Source organism: Corynebacterium meridianum (genome assembly GCF_016342265.1).
Classification (GTDB): domain Bacteria; phylum Actinomycetota; class Actinomycetes; order Mycobacteriales; family Mycobacteriaceae; genus Corynebacterium; species Corynebacterium meridianum.
Genome location: NZ_JAEIOS010000009.1, coordinates 301,745 through 319,247 on the forward strand (window position 1 = coordinate 301,745; position 17,503 = coordinate 319,247).

Here is a 17,503-nt window from a genome sequence, read left to right on the forward strand (position 1 = left end):
CCATGAAGGCAACCATGATCCACGCACCCGGCGACATCCGGCTGGAGACCCGCCCCGACCCGGTCATCTCGGAACCGACCGACGCAATCGTCCGCACGGTCGCCACCTGTGTCTGCGGGTCAGACCTCTGGCCGTACCGGGGAGACAACGACATCCCGGAGCCGAACCCCATCGGCCACGAGTACGTCGGGATCGTCGAGGAGGTCGGCTCAGCGGTGTCCACGGTCTCCCCCGGCGACTTCGTCGTGGGCGGGTTCCTCTACTCGTGCAACGACTGCCCGACCTGCCACGCCGGGATGCACGCGAACTGTCCACGGGGCGGCGGATACGACGGCTGCCAGGCCGAGCTGATCCGGGTACCGCTGGCGGACGGCACCCTCGTGGCGACACCGGGTGCTCCGGACCGCGACCTGATCCCCTCGCTGCTGACACTGTCCGACGTGATGTGCACCGGGTGGCACGCCGCGATCTCCGCGGGTGTCGGTGGCGGGGATTCGGTGGTGGTCGTCGGCGACGGCGCCGTGGGACTGTGCGGCGTCATCGCCGCGAAACAGCTCGGGGCGGAACGCATCATCGCGATGTCCCGGCACGCCGACCGGCAGGATCTCGCCCACCGCTTCGGCGCGACCGACATCATCGCCGAACGCGGTGACGAGGGCGTGGCGGCGGTCAGGGCCCTCACCGACGGCATCGGCTCCGACCGCGCCCTCGAGTGCGTCGGCTCCGAGGACGCACGCCGCCAGGCCGTCGACTCCGTACGGCCCGGCGGAATGGTCGGCCTGGTCGGGCTGCCGCACGGAGGGCTCGAGGCGGAGCGGCTCTTCTGGAGGAACAAGGGGATCCGTGGCGGGGTCGCACCTGTACGGGCCTACCTCGACGAGCTCCTGCCCCTCGTGTGGAACCGGGAGATCGACCCCGGCGCGGTGTTCACGGATCACTACCCGCTGGACCGGGTGTCCGACGCATACGCCGCGATGGATCAGCGGCGGACGGTCAAGGCACTGCTGTGGACCTGACGCATTCGCCGGTGGCGGCGTGCATCAGTAATACTGTGCCCATGCATGCACAGCTGACTGACCGACCGCGGGCCCTCTGATGGCCGGCGGACTGGCGGCCCTCCTCGACGATGTGGCCCTCATCGCCCGGACGGCCGCGGCCAGCGTCGACGATGTCGCGGCCGCGGCCGGTCGTACCAGCGCGAAAGCCGCCGGGGTCGTCGTCGACGATGCCGCGGTGACCCCGCGCTTCGTCCAGGGGGTGCGTCCGGCCAGGGAACTGCCAATCATCTGGCGGATCACCAAGGGCTCTCTGTTCAACAAACTCGTCATCATCCTTCCGCTGGCGCTGCTGCTCAGCGCGGTGGCGCCCTGGGTGCTCACCCCCATCCTGATGCTCGGCGGCACCTACCTCTGCTACGAGGGAGCGGAGAAGGTGTGGGAGAAGTTCTTCGGTTCCGGTGGGGGCCACGACACCCCGGTCCGCGAATCCGGTCCGGACGCGGAGGACCGGTTGGTGAAGGGCGCGATCACCACGGACCTCATTCTCAGCGCGGAGATCATGGTGATCTCCCTCAACGAGGTCGCGACCGAACCGTTCTGGACCCGGACCTCCGTGCTGATCATCGTCGCCCTGTTCATCACGGCCCTCGTCTACGGGGCGGTGGCCGTCCTCATCAAGATGGATGACGTCGGCCTGAAGCTGGCGAAACGCCCCAGCCGCCGTTCGAAGAGGTTCGGCCGGGCGCTGGTCTCCGCCATGCCGAAGGCCCTGGACCTCATCGCCGTGATCGGCACCTTCGCGATGCTGTGGGTCGGCGGGCACATCATCCTCGTCGGCATCGACGAGTTCGGGCTCCACGCACCCTATGGGTTCGTGCACCACCTGGAGGAGGCCGTGCGCGGCTGGTCGGGCGTCGGCGGCGCCGCGGCATGGATCGTCAACACGTTCTTCTCCATGGTTCTCGGCCTGGCCTGGGGCGCGATCGTGTTCGGGATCATCCACAATCTTCCGTTCCGTGGGAAGAAACACTGATCCACCGGCACGAGAAAGGCTCCGGACCCCGTTGTCCGGGATCGGAGCCTCCACTGTCGCGCGGGATCACCGCGCGGGAAATCTAGCCGGCTGAGCTGAGTCGGCGGTAGAGGATGTAGCAGCCTGCGAGGAGCAGCAGGATCGGCAGGATCTTGAAGAATCCGACGACCGCGCCGACGAACGCCAGGATCAGGGCGATCGAGGAAAGAATGACGGTCGCTCCGCCGAGCAGGAGGGACACCCCCTTGTTGCGCTCCCAGGTGAAGAACCCGGAGACGGCCGTGCAGATGGCGAGGACGGTGAAGGTGACGGTGGCACCGAACATGGTGTGTTTTTCTCCTGTGTTTTCAGTGGGCCCGTGACGGGCCGGTCAACGTGGCGGCCGGTTGACCTCCGGCCGCGGAACTCCGATGATACGTCACGTTCGCAGGGCGTTCCCGCACTGTATCGCCCGCTCGGTCTACTGGACGAACGTCAGGTAGATGAGCAGGAAGTTGAGGGCCACGATCGCCACCGAGATCGCGATCATCGCGGACCGCACCCACATGTTGTCCCGCCACTGCCCCATCAGCTCCCGCTTGGAGGTCATACGCGCCAGCGGGATGATCGCGAAGGGGATACCGAAGGACAGCGCGACCTGCGAGAGCACCAGTGCCCAGCTCGGGTCCGGGTAGAGCCAGAGGATCAGCAGTGCGGGAATCAGGGTGATCGCCCGGCGGAGGACCAGCGGAACCCGGATGTGCAGCAGACCGGCCATGATCTCCGAACCGGCGTAGGCGCCGACAGAGGTGGACGCCAGGCCGGAGGCGAGCAACCCGATGGCGAAGATGACACCGATCACCGGGCCCAGCGCCTGTTCAATGGCGTGGTGCGCGCCCTCGATGCTGTCGGTTCCGGGGACCCCACCGAGTGCCGACGCCGCCAGCAGCAGTAGGGCGATGTTGATGGTGCCGGCGAGAACCAGTGCCCACACGACATCGTGCTTCGTCGCCTTCAGCAGTCTCGGCAGATCACGCCCGAGTTTCGGGAACCGGTGGTTGACCAGGCTGGAATGCAGGTAGATGGCGTGCGGCATGACGGTCGCCCCCAGCATCGACGCCGCCAACAGCACCGAGTTGGTGTCCGCGAAACGAGGCACCAGACCACCGAGAACCCCGGGGGCGGACGGCGGACTGATGACCAGACCACTCAGAAACCCGACCGTGATGATGAGCAGCAGACCGATGATGATGAACTCGAAGTGCCGCTGGTGTTCAGGGTTCTGGAACAGCAGCAGCCCCATGGAGATGGCGCCGACGATGGCCCCGCCGACGACGAGTGGCAGATCGAACATGAGATTCAGCGCGATCGCCCCACCGACGACCTCCGCGAGATCGGTCGCGGCGGCGACGAGCTCCGCCTGTCCCCAGAACGCCAGCCGCTGCCGCTTTCCGAGCCGGTCCCCCAGCAGCTCAGGGAGGGATTTCCCCGTGACCAGACCGAGCTTGGCGCTCTGGTACTGGATCAGCACCGCCATCGCGTTGGACAACACGAGCACCCAGACGAGCAGATAGGCGTAGGTCGCCCCGGCGGAGATGTTCGCCGCGACATTGCCCGGATCGACGTAGGCGACCGCGGCGACGAACGCCGGCCCCAGAAGCGTTATGAGCGGACGCTTCACCACACCATCTGTCGGTGCACCGAATTCCGCAGTTTTGTTGGACGACATACCTGGATCATGCTCCCTTTGAGTCGCCCTCCGCAACTACGCATTGCCTTAGGCAACTGACGGAGTCACGACCGGACAGGCTCCGCCTACCGATGGCCCGGATGTCGGCGACGATCGCTCCTGCTCCTGTCCCATCAGGCGTACCCCCGGCAGCGCGTGGGCACGGAGCGCCGACCGGTATCGGAATATCGCGGTAGTTGCATGAAATGCTCCTGAGTCAGGTTCCGGTTCGACTCCAGAGGAGAATCCGACCACATCATCATCCCGTCGCCCCACACGGAGAGATCCCGTTCACTCAGCGGAACACGATCATCTCGCCGTGGGGCATCGTGAAACACGAATCCGGATGGTCCGCCCAGCTCCGCCAGTCCCTCACCATCTCGTCAACGTCCGCGTCAGTGACCCCCGGGATGTCGGTCGCCCGACCACGGAAGATCGCCCCCCGAGATGCGGTCGGCCTGGCTGTTGCCCCACCACCGGCAGCTGGCTGTGTCCGCGTACGTCCATGTGCTGGTCGTGATGACGGGATCGGCGAGTCCTGCGGCGTGAGCCCAGGTACGAAGGCGGCGCCCCGCATCCGGTTCCCCGCCGCTGCGCTTCGCGAGCTTCCGGTACGTGTTCCGCCACCGTTCCATCCCCGGGTAGTGCGGATACCAGGACAACGCCGCGCAATCGGCGTCCCGTACCGCGACAACCCCGCCCGGAGCGCAGACCCTGTGCATCTCCGTCAACGCCCTGACGGGGTCACCGACGTGCTGGAGCACCTGATGCGCGTGCACCACCTCGAACGATTCGTCCGAGAACGGAAGCTGAAGAACATCCCCCACCACGAAGCGGGTCCCCGAATCGCCTCGACCCTCAGCCATCTGCCGGGCGGCACCCAGTGGTTCGGCGGTGTTCTCGAGTCCGGTCACACGCCCCTCTGAGCCGACGATCTCCGCAAGGTCGAGAGTGATGCTTCCGGGGCCGCACCCGATGTCGAGAACACTCATTCCCGGTTTCAGGTGCGGCAGGAGATAGCCGCAGGAGTTCGCGGCAGTTCGTACCGCGTGCGAGGCGAGGGTCGCGGGGTCATGGCCGTGGACGTAGCGCACAGGTTCAGAGCCATCGCCGGAGGAACGTTGCATGGGTGAAGTCTATGCGTCTCGCCGCCCGACCAAACCACGCGACGTCGCCAGGAGCGATGGAGAGACGGGATACCCCCTGACCGCGATCCCCCGTGTCCGACGCCCAGTGCAGATCGGCTAACCCTTGACCGGGACTGTCTCTCACCCACAACCCGCCTCCGCGCCCCAGATCAGTGGAAGGACAGACCGTGGACCGAGGTCACCGTTGGAAGCGACCCGCCCCAAGCACCAGCTCCTTGAGTGGCCTGATCCCCTCAGGAGTCTCAAGTGCCCAAAACACGAGACCACCCATGTTGGTCACGCCCAGGAAATGGGAGGCTTCTTTCAGTGACTCGAACTGCTCCATACCGTCGATCACCAGAATCCCGTCATCATTGATGACGGCGTCGACGACCCAGTCCGGGGCCACAGGGTCGAGAAGATCGCCGGGAGCCAGGATCCCGGACTCTATCAACTCTGCCAGAGAAGGCTCATCGATCGTTTCGGCAACCTGCGGAACCCGCTCCGTCGTCTTTCCCACGGTTGATCCAGAAAGAAGCCGATAGGCGTCGCGGGTGACCCCGGCCATGAGGATTCGCCTCTCGTTGAGGAAGTCCTCGTAGTCCATGTTCTCCCAGTCCCGGGGAAGTGCGTGCCAGTACATCTGCTTCTCCAACCACTGAGCAGACACGGAACGTTCCTCGACGAGCTTCGGCCAATAGTCCGACGGCGGGCCATCCGCGATCCTGATGTTGGTGTTCCAGTCCGTCGGAGCGAAGTTGGCGGCCTGGTTGATCCGCTTGATGTCGGTGATTCCCAGAACCTTCTCCTGGTACGCCCGCGGGAACAGATGGTGCGCTTCGGTTCCCTTGACCGCAGGTTGGGAGGGGTCCATCCAATCGACCACGCGATCATCCAACATGAACATCTTCGCGTCGAGCACGTTGAGGGCCGCCAGGTAGCACTGATAGTGCGGGGACAGTCCCGGTCCTGAGGTGATGAGATTCTGCGGAAGGTTGTACTCCCAGAAATCCGGGGTCAGCTGTGAACCGATGATCTCGTCGAGCAACGCCACGAAGCCTCCGGCATCCCCCTCATCAACGGTGGAGATACGATCGAGATCCTTCTGAATCTGGGATTCCGAAGAACCCGTGTACCGGCCGGTCAGCTGGGCCATGAACAACCAGCGGGCAATCAGATTTCTCAGGACAGCCAGTTCCACACGGTACCGCGTTCGTCCCAGAAGGAAGACGACATAGGAGTAGATGATGTTCATGTTCGACGTCAGGTTCGCGGACTGACGGAAACCCGCCGTCCTGATCGCCCGCACATACTCCGTCCAACTGACCGGGTTCGTGACCACCGGAAGTGCGGACCTGAGTTTCTCGAGCTCGGCTTCCTGCCGGGATGAATCGACCTGGCCCGTGGTCTTGTCTTTCGCCTGCAGTGCAGCGTACGCATCCTGGAGTCGACCGCGCCCCTGCCCGACCGCGACCAGGGCGCGGACGACGTGACCGGTCTCTATCTCGATGTAGGGGTTCTGGGCCGTCCAGGTGACCGGAGCACCGGCGATCTCCGAGGCTCGTTGCGGGCTGATCCTCGAATTCCTCGCGAACGCCTCGATCTGTTCGCGCCCCTCCGGCCAGAAGACACTGAGCCAGGTCAGGATGTAGTCGTAGGCCTTCAGCCGAACTCCCTCAGAATTGATCCGGACGAACACATCCGCCACGAGCTTCTTGTCCACGTCCTTCTGGATGTACACCACTGTGAATTGGTAGTTCTTGAGCTCGGTGAGTCGTGCGAAGACGGACTCCACGCGCTCCTCCTCGTCCTCCGAGAGTTCGACCCCCGCACTCTCACAGCGTTTCAGGAAAGCTTTGCGGGCGGCGATGGGCGAGGTAAAGCAGGTCGAGATGTCCTCGACCCACTGCACTGACTTCGCCAGCGCGGGGGTACGGACCTCAAATCTCTCGCTGAACGGGTTGAAGGAGATGACGATTCTGCGCTTTCGGTACGCTTCGTCCCGGACAGGATGCCCCTGCATGGCCGCATAGAGACTGGTCAACCGCTGTTGACCGTCGATGATCTGATGGCTCGCGGACAGCTGCGCGGAAGAACTGATTCCTCGCGTCTCACCCTCCGCGGACACATCCCAGAACATCAATTCACCGACCGGGTATCCGCGGTACATCGAGTCAAAGAGATCCCGAACCTTGGTCGCGGGCCAGACGAAGGGCCGTTGGAGATCCGGAAGTTGAATCTGGCCCGTGCTGACACCATTGACGAGCTGCCCCACCTGCCAGGGGACGGTCTTGAAGATTGCGGTCATGTTCTACCTTCCACCCGGGCTTCCGTGCCCTCGGATATATCGGGGACAAACACATTCAACCATCAGTCCGTTGGCGGCCCATCTGACGGCCGCCGTGTGCGGGGAACACAGTTACCGTTCCATCGGCCAGAGACAGGTACCGAGACCCACGGATCGAGCTATTTTCCATCGTAGAACCGCTCCTCCCGTGAACGACCCCGATAGCGCCCCTGTTTTCCTGGTAGACACGGAAAAGCCCCTGTCACCACTTCAATCAGCTGCAGCGGCGACAGGGACTGTAGAGCGTGAATCAGACGTTGAACTTGAGGTCCACCGAGTTTAGGACAGAACTAACGTATACATCGACAGCCGTTCCGCCCGGCTCACGACACGGTGGGCTTACCTGCTGGCCGCTTGATCAATCTCCCCGTTGTCATTAATTGCACCGAACGGAATATGAACAGAGGGGACATAACGGGACGTTGAATCCAAATGCGTCCGCTGGTCATCGAAGTAAATATGGGGTTGCAGTTCGGAGACAATGAGTCCCTTGTCAACCCCTCCGAGAAAGAACGCATTATCCACACTCACGCCCCAATGGCGAAGACTATTCACCGCGCGCTCATGCGCTGGAGCATTTCTAGCGGTTATTAACGAGACTTCCAGTTTGGGAGTATAGGCATCAGATTGCTTCCGCTTGGTACGCTCTAATTTCTGGATGCGGTTAATATCTGCTAGAAAATGACTGAGAGGGCCGGAGCCGATAGCGTTTTCCTTCAGTTCGTCCTCGTGCTTTAGATAGTCAAATAAATTAGTCTGCTGATAATATTGTTCAGCCGAGTCATCCGACAAAACTCCGTCAAAATCAAAAGCAATCCTCAAATCATCATTTCCATCATCTTGCATCGTACTATCAAGAACAGTTCCAGCAGGAAGCCCCCGTCGGATCGCGCTCTTCACGTCTTTTTCATCGGCACTCAAGAAGAGAGACATTGAAAGTGCGTCCATATATCTGAAAGGACTGTTTCCTGAACTAAAGATGGCTCTCGAAATCGGAAGCCCGAGCGTTTTTATTGACCGCATAACCCGCAACCCAGACTCAGGCGAGTTCTTAGACATTACAAACACCTCGACCACAGGCTCTTTGCTTAGACCCTGTCGGTTGAGCCCGAGGAGTCTCTTGACGAATGGATAAGCCCTGCCGGGCGCCAGCGGGACATCCAGTCGCTCCTCTTGAAATGCACGATAGGCTTCTTCGCCTTGCTTCTCAAACACATCTGAGGACTCGCGCAGGTCAAAGAGGGCACTCGATGCGATACCCACACACAGCTTCGATTCCAGATCGTAGGGCACCCCAACTCCTTCACATTTAGGCGAGCCTTCGGAAACACGTGATCTACGTGATGATGATTGCGAGTGTTTAGGTGGTCGAACACCAGTGCGAGCAGTGGCAAGGCATGCTCATCGCCGTGACGCAGTCCAAAGAGCCCATCGACAATTTGGTTTGACACATCCAGCAACTTGCCGCGGGCTGTCATTGTCTGCTCGAGTTCCGTAGCCGGGAACCTGTTGCGCCCGGACTTTGCGATGACATCACGGATGGCCCTGAGCAGTCCGTCGAGGCCAGAACCCCAGACTGATCAGTGAACGCAAGACGCTACTCTTGATCGTACCACGATCGCAGGCATTCTTGGGTTCATCTCTGAAAGACCGATCGGCCTGACGATGGTAGAGGTAGTAAGCGACGGGGATCAGGATCCTGCTGGCGGACAGGGTCTGGGCAGACAGACCGAAGTCGTTGATCTGGCCGACGGCGACACAAAGCGACACCGCGATCTCGTCCCACTTGTTGGCGAGCCTCTCCATGCTGGCGGTGGTGAAGTTCTTATCCTTGAATCCGACGTGGGAACGTCGGCAAAGACGAAACCCGACTTTAAGATGAGGTCCTTGGAGAAATTGAACCAGCACCGGTAGAGTTGAGCTCGTTCACGAGAGTATGGCTCTCTTGACGGACACCGTAATCCTTCCCCTGCACGTTGGCGATGCTGAACAGCAGGTCGCTATAAAACAACACCGTTCCAACGGAGTTCACACGGATGAAAATATCGAGGACTCGCTCGATGTCTTGGTCCGTCTCCTCAAAGAATTGCACTGCGTTACGAGTGTGGATGTGCTCTCAGAGCTGACCAGCCGTCGCAGCGGCGTCATTGTCGTTGGCAATGCCACGGCGGCTGAGTTCCAAAAGAAGCTCCATAAGGCTGGCGGAGCCATAGTCCCTCGGAACTAGAAGCCAGTCGTAACTCTCAGTCTCCGGCATCAAACTCAGATGAGCAGGCTCCAACCAACGAAGTCGTACTCAAGTCCAGCCGCATTATCCGGCGCTTTGCCAGCAAGGTTAAGATAGAGGGTTCTCTCCGGAAAGTTGTTGCGGAACCGGGCAGGGGTCCAGTTCTTCTTCTAGGCGTAGGTACCGCGCAAGCCGATGTTCAGTGACGTGAGGCGTGCTGACCGTCATGAATGGCGGTAACCTCGCGAGTTGGCAGTAGGTCCAATTGCGGATTGTACCTGCTGTCAAACTCGCTGAAACGCTTGAGAAAGCCATATAACTTGAACTGTTTAGCGACTTCTGGCTTGACCTTCCAACTCAGGACGGAACCGATGGGGTATCCACACATGAACGAGTCGAAAAACCGGACGATCTGGTCCGGTCGCCATCCGCGCTCGCGCTGGATCGCCAGCAGAACAAGGTCCCTATCCTCTATCTGGCTCAGAGTTGTAGCAATCGTAGTCTCAGGCAAGTACAACATAAGTCCTCCAGCAGCGACTCAGTATTGGCTGAAACTAGCGCACCGACTCGGACGTCACGCGACAGTTGTGCCGAGTCGCTGGCTTCAAGGTGAGAACGAGTTCAGATTTTCTTCGGAGCTACAGGCGCAACCTTGAACTCCACCAAGGTGCGTCGTCAACAGGCAATTTCAAGCAGTACTGTGCCTCATAGCTCCTTGTCCTTGCTAAGCAGAACACCAACGCCACCATCGAACGAGACCCCAGCGAAGGTGGACCCGCGATTCAGCTCGATGAATTCCCGCTCCTCACGCAACGCGATGTATGCCCAATTACAGACATTGATGATGCTCATGATCCGCCCGCGTCCCTTCGTTCCCGTCAGGAGCTACTGCCTGATATGTCGGCGATGCGCCGCGGGCAACACCACTATTCTGGCCACCATCCACACCTGCGGTTGGGAATCATCTAGCGATGTACGCGACACACCGCACCAGCCGGCCAGATGGCGGTTATCAAGGTGCGCAACAATTGTGACCGGCATCGATTCGACTATCCGCTTCGCCCGCGTAACATGATCTTCCCACGATCCGCTACGCGCTGAAAGAACCTTTGCCAGCTCCTCGATGTCGGCAGGCTACGCAGCGTGTAGTGCGACGAACATGGAGTCGAACGTGCTTACGGCGCCCACTCGGCAAAGTCGTTCATGCCGTAACACTATAAAACCGCTGACATTCGTTCCCCCCAGACGAAGATCCGGCACCGTCTTAGACATTGAAACGGAACTTGCCCTCATCGTCAGCGCCCCAACAGGATAGGAGCTCATCAGCTCGATCTGCGAAGCGACGTATCGAGACCCATCCCAGTGATCTCGCGGCCACCTCCGCCAGAGAGCTGGGACGCGGTTGGGCGGTAACGATACCACTCTCTAAGAGAAGTACCTCCCGCCGAGCATAGGCCTTCTCCCACTCCGAGTGGGCATCCGTTCCTGCCCCGTTTGGAGAAGCAGGGTTATAGCCTGGCATCAGACGAGGATCCAGGTTGACTGCTGATCCATTGAGCAGTGCATCAACTACTGCCTGCGGGGATTGCAGGTCTACATCTTCCTCCTCATCACTATTGTCTGTGACCAAGATAGCCAGATGTAGAGAGTCTGAGTTGACCCAGGCCGCTTCCTCTAAGAGTTCCCTCACCGTCCGCGCTGCCGAAGTCGGTATACCGCTCGAAGAATTTGTGAAGGTAGTGAGGAGATTTACCTGCGCGGAGAGCTGCGCCAAGTGTGAACGTACGGTAGCCAAATCCTCCGAGCTAGGAGAGGCTGACAAAAGCTCCGAAACGCGAGGACTCAGTAGCTCCTCAATGGCGTTCGACGCAGCAAGAATCACACGACACTGCTCACGAAACTCGGCTTTGCGGTCGCCGTGATACGCGCGCACCTCACGAAGAGCCTGTTCGGAGGCAATGGCTTTCGTCTGCTTGTTGGTCTCTCGCGACACGCGCACTGCCACGACGACGGCGACTGCAGACAACAGGGTCGCAAAACTCCCTGCAACTGCACTGACCCAATCAGCACTGACACTAATCACTTCCTACCACCGGACTCAAGTGAACTACACATTAAACCTAAACTCGACCACGTTCCGTACAGTGCTAACGTCGCTAACCGCTCGATTGTTGCAGCTCGCGCTGAGATGCGCTACATTGACAGCGAGCTCAAGACCAATTACGCAGATCTCAGGTCACGAGCAGAATCCCTCGACCGGATGCCCGGTGGGCTAGCAACTTTTCAGCCGAGTAGCCCAAGACGCTTGATCAGCGATAGTCGAGACTTTTATGTGGTGCGGATGTAGCCAACCATGAATCCGCGTAACAGCCGGCAATGCACTCCACGCCGGAGGATAACTCTGTCTTGGAGGCCTCCCCGTGGGATCCCCCGCTGTTCACAACAAATCTGACCTTTACATCACCCTTCGCGAAGCCGCTGATCGTGGGTACGCAGGCTATTCAACGCTGCGAAAGTACGTCGCCGAGGGCCGTTTGCCCACCTATCGGGCAGGCCGTCGAGTCCGGCTGCGTCTGACTGATCTTGAAGCCCTGCTGACATCGACGGACTCCAATGCTATCGACGTTGTCATCGACAATTTGGTAACCGCTGCCCCACCGCTCACGACGGAGCAGACCCACCGCCTGCGCGACCTCCTCGGAGGTGCGTGATGAGTGCGCAAGATACCCATGACGTTGCCCACAAGGTCCTCAAGGAAAATGATCCAGCCAATGACGTTTCTGCCGCTGTTTCTACCCGCGAGGCCGGGCTCGAACAAGAGGTGGAGAAGACTTTAGAGGACCAGCTGTTAGGTCGCTTGAGTCCTCAGCATCTACAGGAGCTCCGCGATGCCTCGTTGAGTGACGAGTACATCTTGAAGATGGCCTGTCGCACGGTTCGTCGGTGTGTAGATGCGCTGCCGAGCTCGTTGGAGTACTTGGAGGGTAACGCAACATGGGATACAGGCCTGCTGTACGACCTCGAGCTCTGCGATGGCGTACAGACCGCCATAATCAAGGTGCCTCCTGGGTTTGAGACATCGAGTGGCGACACCGAAGCCAAATACATCTCACCTGGCAAGTTTCATGACCCGGACAAGGTCGTGAGCTTCGCATGGCGTCGGAAAATTAACGAAGACACCGAGCGAGTCCTGCTGGTAGAGGGTGTGAAGCAGTCCGCGGCTGCCGAAGAGCATCTTAAGGACGAAAAGACGGCTGTCGTCTTTTTCAACGGCGTCAATGCCGCCGACATTGGTGGTAAAGGCGGAGACTCCGAGCCGTTTAAGGCCTTGTATCGCTCGATCAAGGGCCTCGATGTCGTAATCGCGCCAGATGCTGACGCCGGAACGAACGCACGTGTGTATGACGGTGTCCGGGGTCTCGGCGAGCTGTGTGAGTCTTCGGCGAAGAGCGTGAAGTATCTCGTACTGCCGAACTTCCCTGGAGCAGCCAAGTCGGCTGGACTCGACGATTACCTCGCGTTCCAGGAGCCCCGCGATCGTGCTGAGGCTATGTCGGTGCTGTTAGAGAAGCACGTATTAGGCAAGCCTGCAAAGAAGAAGCCCCGTTATAAGAAGGAGGCTCCTTCCGAGGAGGAGCTTGCCAAGAAGGCTGGCACTCGCAAGGTGGTCTCAGCACCCGTGTCCGACGGGATGCTGCGATACCGGGGATTGCTTGATGTCTATGAGAAGACCCTGTTCGGTGTGACTCTGTTTAGCCAGGACGGCGTGCTTTATGAAGCGGTAAAACGTGGCGGGACGGTATCACTCAGCCTGGTGAGTCGCACCCGCGCTCACGCACTAGCCAAGGACTCCGTCCTGTTCGTCGATACTGAGTCTGAGAAAGCAAAGACGTACACGCCGAGCATGTCGGACTCTGACTCCGCGTTGGATGGGGCAGGACGCAGTGCACCCGAAATTAAGGGCGTAGTGCATACACCGCTGATCCGCGAGGATTTTAGTTTCCGCACCGAGCCTGGCTTCGACGAGGCGTCTGGTGTTTTTGTGCATCTTGACAGCAGTCTCGAAGGACTGACTGTGAAGGAGAACGTCAGCAAAGAGCGTGTAGATGAGTGCCGGGAGCTAATTCTCGATGCACTGGCGGATTTTCCTTTCAAGAGCGGACTAGATCGAGCACGCGCGGTTGGCATGGTGTTGACATTGCTCCTGCGTCCACTGCTGCCAACATCACCGGGTCAGGTGGCTTTTGCCGCGCTCCCTGGCACGGGTAAGAACCTCCTGGTCAATGTGGCATGCATTATTGCGACCGGAGAGCCCTGCCCGGTTCTACCGCGCGTAAAAAACAACGACGAGCTTCAGAAGGACCTGTACGCACGTGTAGCTGCCAAGGATGCTGCCGTGTGCTTCGACGAGGTTGAACGGCTGGATAGTCCTCCCCTCCGAGCGGTGCTGACGACGCCGAAGTTAACGGGGCGCATCCTGGGTAGTAGCGAGACACCCACCGTTGAGAATCGGTTGAGTCTGTTCTTTACGGGAAACAATATCGACATCTCGAACGACATGGGGCGCCGAGTAAGCACTGTGCATCTTGCGCTCGAGGATGCGACGGTGGCTCCTGAAGAGCGTGGGGGCTTTAAGCACCCTGAGCTACTTGAGTATGTGAAAAAGAACCGCAAAGAGCTGCTACAGGCGTTTTATGACGTCATTGTCGCCTGGGTGGAGGCGGATCAACCTGCTTGTCCGACATACGAGAAAGCTCCGATGGGCTCGTTTGAGCGCTGGCACCGTGTGGTTGGCGGCATCCTGTACTTCTTGGGTCTCGGTGACATTCGTGAGGACTATCGCGCGTTGAAGGAGTCGCTCGACTTCGACGGTGCGGCCAACGAGGAATACTTGTGCTGGTTGTTTGAGGTATTCGGAGACGAGAACTTCTCCGCAGCTCAGGTTGTCAGTGAGGTTGCGAAAGACGGTACAGCGTTTGTGCCTTCACCACGCACGCTTCCTGAGGGTGTTCGTAGCATCAGCGAAGCCAAACCCACGGAGGTTGGTACTGCGCACCGTCAGTTGCTGGGCAAACCCTACGGCGGGTTGGTTCTGCGCCGTCGGCCCAAATCTCACCGGAACAAAGCGGCGTGGCGTTACTTCATCGAGGACCTCGACGGCAGCGGAGGCGACGGCGGAGGTGGAGGTCGTGGTGGCGAAGCCCCGGTACCGACTCCACCATCACCGACGGGAGCTGGAGTCAGCGCTACCTCTGATGAGAGCACGACGGTCGTTTTTGACCTCGAGACGGGTTCAGCTGAGGATGCCGTCATCGCTACGGATAGAAGCTTCGTGAAGATCGCCGCATATAGCGTTAATGGTGCCGAGCCAGTGGTTACAGACGACATTGAGGCTCTCGTTGAGGTGCTGCGGGGCGCGGATCGTGTCGTCGGGCAAAACGTAGTTCAGTATGACCTGCCTCTTCTCAAGCGCTTGTACGACCTCGAGCTCGACCCGGGTGTTGCCCACGACACCCTGATTCTGGCGCGAATTGTCGACCCTCCCGTATCTGGCTCGGGGAAGACAAAGAGCTACGCACTTGATGCTGTCGCTGAGCGGCTCGGTCACGATGGCAAGCTGCTCGACGATGGCGTGTCCGCGCTGAAGAATCTGGCTAACCAGTATGGCGGATTTGACGCTATCCCGAACGACAACGAGACGTATCGCAAGTACGCAGCCCAGGATGTTAAGGCCACTGCCGAGTTGTATGCGGACCTGCTCCCGCAGGCACTCGAAGCTGTCGGTGAGGACGTCATCGCTGAGGAGCACGAGCTCGCCGCTGTGTTAGCTCTTACCGAGTTTGCCGGTGTGCGCGTTGATGTTGATGCCGTTGAGGAATTCCTTGCACGCGAGGCTGCTGTCAAAGCGGATGCCTATCCGTGGCTTGTCGAGCACGTAGGTGTGCCTGATGAAGGGAAGAAGCCGCATACGTCTAGGGCAGGTAAGGCGGCACTGTCGGAGTACTTAGAGAAGGCCGGTATCACGCCGCCCGTAAACGCTAAAGGGAACTTTTGCTTTGACAAGGACACCCGGAGGCAGCTTGTCCGCCAGCACCCTGATAACGAGGCGCTGCTGGCGCTTGTGAAGCGTCTGGATGCCGTTAGCGATGCTGAGACACCGGCGTCGACTGTGAAGGCTGCGCTGCGTGAAGACGGTCGCGTCTACCCCAGCATCCGTGTAGCACAGGCGACTGGGCGACTGTCCACGAGGACACCAGCTATGACCGTTTTCGGCTCGCGAGGTGATCTCGTGGAGCAGCGCACGATGATCTTGCCTGATGAGGGCGAAGTGCTTCTGTCGGCTGACCTGTCGCAGATTGATCAGCGTTGCTTGGCGGCCGGTGCTGGTGATGAAAATTACGCAGCGATGTTCCAGCCAGGCCGAGATTCTCACACTGAACTAGCCATCCGTGTTTTCGACGATGAATGCCGTCGACAGGATGCGAAGGCGCTGGGGCACGCGGTGAATTACGGAAAGGGTGCTCGCAAGTTTGCCGAGGACTCTGGTCTATCCCTAGAGGAAGCAGAGAAGCTGCTTCGGGGGTTTAAGGCGGAGTTCACACAGCTGGAGCTGCTGAAGGAGAAGCTGCGTAACCAGGCTAAGAAGACGGGGTTCATCAGCACAGCTTTTGGTCGCCGTGTGGCCGTCAACCCGGAACGCGCTTACACAGCTGCTCCCGCAGCTTATGGGCAAGGCACTGCCCGCGATGTGTTCGTCAAAGGCATCCTCGCGCTGCCGAAGGACGTCCAGCAGATGATCCGCATTTACGTCCACGACGAGGTCGTTCTCAGCGTGCCAAAAGACCGTGTGGACGAGGTCCGAGAAGCGGTCTTGAGCGCTTTCTGCGGGGTGGAGCTGCCGTCTGTGGAGGGGGCACGCATCCCAGTCCTGGCTGAGGCTGGCGATCCAGGAAAGAACTGGGCGGAGGCGGGTCACTGATGTACGTAAACCAGCTCGCTCGGGCTTCGCCCGATGCGGCGCAATGGAACTGAAAGAACAAGTGAGAGGAAAAGAGATGGAACACCGGGAAGAACAAAGCTTTGGCGATTTCTCCCGCGATCTGCGTCGCGACTCCGAGGAAGCTCTCCGCATCGTTGAGCGCGGTTTCGGCCGCGATGTCGGGTTAGAAGACAACGGCATCACAGTCGCCGAGGACGAGGATCTCGGCGGCGCTATTGCGGATCTTCAGGACACGCTGCGGCGGAAGCAGGCCGAGCGACGTGCGCAGCAGCAAGCACAGCAGGAAGCGTCGCGTAGGCGGGTGGCACAACAGCGAGTTCACCGGCCGGTGCAGACATATTCACCTGGCATTGGCGCCGAAAAGCAACAGACAACGGATGAAGGAATGGAGTTTTAACCAATGGGAATGAGTGAGAAGCAACGTAAGGCACTGGCAGCGGTGCGCAAGGCACAAGCCGCTATGGAACGTGCTGAGAAAGATGCCGCGAAGGCTCATGCTGAGCACATCGAAGCGCTCGGCGAGGCCCTGTTTGCCGCAGCTTATAAGAAGCGCTCTAAGTGGTTTTCGTATCGCAATAAGCCACTGCTCGATCTGTTGATCGAGTTGGGTCTGGTCGAGGCGGAGGAGGCCGAGGATGCTGCCGAGGCAGCACCCGTAGGCGACGAAGCATCGGCAGGTACAGGTTCGGAATCCGTCGTCGAGGAAGCCACTGAGGACGTGCCCACAGGCACGCCCGCAAGTGGCGAGTCTGGGTGGATGACCGAACCGTCTCGGGGGTTTTAGGGGGCGCTAGCCCCCTAACCAGCACCCAAGAGACCGACCGCAAGGGAGGTGCTCTTGGGTTTGCTGGCCCCCTGAAACGAGGGGTGCAGCTGATGCGAGCCAGTGCTGTTGGACCCACGCGGTGATCCAACAGACGGCGAGGCTGAAGCGGAAGCCCTCGTTTCCTACCCCACGAGGAGGCCACCGCCAGCAGTGCCAGTGCTGTTGGACTCGCCCTGGGCGATCCAACAGACGGCAGTGCCAGGTGGTCACCGAGAGGGGTACATCAACGGACCAGGA

At 60.0% G+C, this 17,503-nt stretch carries 13 protein-coding genes; 6 read left to right on the forward strand and 7 right to left on the reverse strand.

Annotated elements, in window-relative coordinates; genetic code table 11:
* Positions 1–2 precede the first annotated feature (2 nt).
* Together JDV75_RS01390 and JDV75_RS01395 are read left to right on the forward strand one after the other, a co-directional pair.
* A complete protein-coding gene (locus JDV75_RS01390; protein WP_198737462.1) occupies positions 3–1,016 on the forward strand; it encodes a zinc-dependent alcohol dehydrogenase family protein in 1,014 nt (337 codons plus the stop codon).
* A gap of 79 nt (positions 1,017–1,095) precedes the next feature.
* The gene (locus tag JDV75_RS01395; RefSeq protein ID WP_198737463.1) at positions 1,096–2,031 is read left to right on the forward strand and encodes a DUF808 domain-containing protein; all 936 of its coding nucleotides are present in this window, start codon (positions 1,096–1,098) and stop codon (positions 2,029–2,031) included.
* An 82-nt stretch (positions 2,032–2,113) separates the two neighbouring features.
* Here the strand turns inward: JDV75_RS01395 and JDV75_RS01400 are convergent, their stop codons facing one another.
* The 7 genes from JDV75_RS01400 to JDV75_RS01435 form a co-directional block, all read right to left on the reverse strand.
* Positions 2,114–2,356, reverse strand: coding sequence for a hypothetical protein (locus tag JDV75_RS01400; RefSeq protein ID WP_198737464.1), 243 nt, complete (start codon positions 2,354–2,356; stop codon positions 2,114–2,116).
* 135 nt (positions 2,357–2,491) lie between these two features.
* Positions 2,492–3,739 carry an Nramp family divalent metal transporter gene (locus JDV75_RS01405; protein ID WP_198737465.1) on the reverse strand — a complete coding sequence of 416 codons (1,248 nt, stop codon included), beginning with the start codon at positions 3,737–3,739 and terminating at the stop codon, positions 2,492–2,494.
* A gap of 395 nt (positions 3,740–4,134) precedes the next feature.
* Entirely contained in the window at positions 4,135–4,866 is a 732-nt protein-coding gene (locus JDV75_RS01410) for a methyltransferase domain-containing protein (protein WP_232958052.1), read from the reverse strand.
* 199 nt (positions 4,867–5,065) lie between these two features.
* Positions 5,066–7,174: a GmrSD restriction endonuclease domain-containing protein gene (locus tag JDV75_RS01415; protein WP_198737466.1), complete on the reverse strand. Its 2,109-nt coding sequence runs from the start codon at positions 7,172–7,174 to the stop codon at positions 5,066–5,068.
* 378 nt (positions 7,175–7,552) lie between these two features.
* Complete coding sequence (locus tag JDV75_RS01420; protein ID WP_198737467.1) at positions 7,553–8,506, reverse strand: 5'-nucleotidase; 954 nt, start codon at positions 8,504–8,506, stop codon at positions 7,553–7,555.
* 240 nt (positions 8,507–8,746) lie between these two features.
* Positions 8,747–9,121 carry a hypothetical protein gene (locus JDV75_RS01425; RefSeq protein ID WP_198737468.1) on the reverse strand — a complete coding sequence of 125 codons (375 nt, stop codon included), beginning with the start codon at positions 9,119–9,121 and terminating at the stop codon, positions 8,747–8,749.
* A gap of 1,024 nt (positions 9,122–10,145) precedes the next feature.
* Positions 10,146–10,292, reverse strand: coding sequence for a hypothetical protein (locus tag JDV75_RS01435; RefSeq protein ID WP_198737470.1), 147 nt, complete (start codon positions 10,290–10,292; stop codon positions 10,146–10,148).
* Positions 10,293–11,860: 1,568 nt separating this feature from the next.
* On the opposite strand from JDV75_RS01435, the gene JDV75_RS01440 reads away from it, so the two are divergent.
* From JDV75_RS01440 to JDV75_RS01455, 4 genes are read left to right on the forward strand one after another with little or no spacing between them, the layout of a single operon-like run.
* Positions 11,861–12,151 carry an excisionase family DNA-binding protein gene (locus JDV75_RS01440; RefSeq protein WP_198737471.1) on the forward strand — a complete coding sequence of 97 codons (291 nt, stop codon included), beginning with the start codon at positions 11,861–11,863 and terminating at the stop codon, positions 12,149–12,151.
* Positions 12,151–16,419, forward strand: a complete 4,269-nt coding sequence (locus tag JDV75_RS01445; protein WP_198737472.1) for a DNA polymerase — start codon at positions 12,151–12,153, stop codon at positions 16,417–16,419. The genes JDV75_RS01440 and JDV75_RS01445 overlap by 1 nt, the downstream gene beginning before the upstream one ends.
* Before the next feature lie 43 nt (positions 16,420–16,462).
* Positions 16,463–16,837, forward strand: coding sequence for a hypothetical protein (locus JDV75_RS01450; RefSeq protein ID WP_198737473.1), 375 nt, complete (start codon positions 16,463–16,465; stop codon positions 16,835–16,837).
* A 9-nt stretch (positions 16,838–16,846) separates the two neighbouring features.
* Complete coding sequence (locus tag JDV75_RS01455) at positions 16,847–17,224, forward strand: hypothetical protein (protein ID WP_198737474.1); 378 nt, start codon at positions 16,847–16,849, stop codon at positions 17,222–17,224.
* Positions 17,225–17,503: the final 279 nt, after the last annotated feature.

Coding starts and splice junctions, on each gene's coding strand:
- JDV75_RS01390 (WP_198737462.1), top strand. CDS start 3: ATGAAGGCAACCATGATCCACGCACCCGGCGACATCCGGCTGGAGACC.
- JDV75_RS01395 (WP_198737463.1), top strand. CDS start 1,096: ATGGCCGGCGGACTGGCGGCCCTCCTCGACGATGTGGCCCTCATCGCC.
- JDV75_RS01400 (WP_198737464.1), bottom strand. CDS start 2,356: ATGTTCGGTGCCACCGTCACCTTCACCGTCCTCGCCATCTGCACGGCC.
- JDV75_RS01405 (WP_198737465.1), bottom strand. CDS start 3,739: ATGTCGTCCAACAAAACTGCGGAATTCGGTGCACCGACAGATGGTGTG.
- JDV75_RS01410 (WP_232958052.1), bottom strand. CDS start 4,866: ATGCAACGTTCCTCCGGCGATGGCTCTGAACCTGTGCGCTACGTCCAC.
- JDV75_RS01415 (WP_198737466.1), bottom strand. CDS start 7,174: ATGACCGCAATCTTCAAGACCGTCCCCTGGCAGGTGGGGCAGCTCGTC.
- JDV75_RS01435 (WP_198737470.1), bottom strand. CDS start 10,292: ATGAGCATCATCAATGTCTGTAATTGGGCATACATCGCGTTGCGTGAG.
- JDV75_RS01445 (WP_198737472.1), top strand. CDS start 12,151: ATGAGTGCGCAAGATACCCATGACGTTGCCCACAAGGTCCTCAAGGAA.
- JDV75_RS01450 (WP_198737473.1), top strand. CDS start 16,463: ATGGAACTGAAAGAACAAGTGAGAGGAAAAGAGATGGAACACCGGGAA.
- JDV75_RS01455 (WP_198737474.1), top strand. CDS start 16,847: ATGAGTGAGAAGCAACGTAAGGCACTGGCAGCGGTGCGCAAGGCACAA.